The organism is Derxia lacustris (genome assembly GCF_002105195.1).
GTDB lineage: Bacteria > Pseudomonadota > Gammaproteobacteria > Burkholderiales > Burkholderiaceae_E > Derxia > Derxia lacustris.
Genome location: NZ_MUHU01000049.1, coordinates 1 through 1296, shown reverse-complemented (window position 1 = coordinate 1296; position 1296 = coordinate 1). Strand labels below are relative to the sequence as shown.

Genomic DNA, 1296 nt, shown 5'->3' with positions numbered 1-1296 from the left:
CCGCACCCGCACCCGCACCCGCACTCGCCCGCCCCGGCCCGACGCCCGCGCCACTGCCGCTCGCGCTGCGCCTGAGCGGCGGCTTCGGCGACCTGCTGCTGGCCGGCCGCGTGGTCGAGGCGATCCGCGCGCTGGCCGGCCACGGCCCGGTCACCGCCTACAGCGACCGGCCCGAACTGGCGCGGCTGGCGCTCGGCGGGCGCGGCCTGCTGGCCGAGGCGCGCGGGCTGCGCGACTGGCCGCGCGCCGCCGGCCTGCGCATCGAGATCGACCAGTTCCTGCGCTTTGCCGATGCGCCCGAGCGCTGGCGCGCCAGCCATCCGGCGCTCGCCGAATTGATCGCGCGCTCGGCCGACCGCATCGCCAGCGTGCGCGGCCTGGTCGCGCGCCATCCCCAGCTCGACGGCTACTGGGCCCGCTTCAATCTCGCCGCCGGACGCCGGCGCGGCGATGCGCTGGCCTGGAGCGCCGGCTTCGATCCGCTGGCGGCACCCGATGCCGCCCGCATCGGCCATGCCGCGCCGCTCACCCTCGCGCTCGACGAGGCCGACGCCGGGCCGCGCCTGCGCCTCGACCGCGCCGGCGCGCGCTGGATCACGCTGCACGACGGCTTCGACACCAGCGCCGGCATCCGCCCCGGCGGCGCCGTCAAATGCTGGCCGCTCGGCCACTGGGAGGCGCTGGTGCGCCAACTGCGCGCCGCCCGGCCCGAGCTGAAGCTGGTGCAGATCGGCGGCCCGACCAGCCGCGCCATCCCCGGCGTGGATGAATGCCTGGTCAGCCGCATCGGCCTCGGCGAGGCGCTCTGGCTGGTCAAGGGCGCGGCGCTGCACATCGACGGCGAATCGGGCCTGGTGCATGCGGCGCGCGCGCTCGGCACGCCGGCCGTGGTGCTGTTCGGCCCGACCGACCGCGACTTCTTCGGCTATGCCGGCAACCTCAACCTCGCCGCCGACGTCTGCGCGCCCTGCTGGTGGAGCACGCCCGACTGGATGGCGCACTGCCCGCGCGGCCTGGCCGAGCCCGAATGCATGGCCGCGCTCGCGCCCGCCGAAGTGGCCGACGCCGCACTGCGCCGGCTCGCCGACGACGATGCGGCGCGCGCCGGCGCCACGCCCGCCCTGCCGCCCGCCGAGCGCGCCGACCCGACCGCCCGCCCCGCTGCCCCCGCCGCCCCCCCCCCGCCTGCCCGCCCCCCCTGGCCTCACCCCGCCCACGCCGCCAGCGCCGTCAGCCCCGTCACGTCCACACCCCACTCTGCCCGCGCTGCCACACGCCCAGCGCTGCACCCCCACC

General features: G+C 78.5%; 1 protein-coding gene. It reads left to right on the top strand.

Going from position 1 to position 1296, the window contains the following annotated elements:
• A partial coding sequence (locus B9P64_RS21650) for a glycosyltransferase family 9 protein (RefSeq protein WP_139826461.1) occupies positions 1–1296 on the top strand: 1296 nt, incomplete at both ends.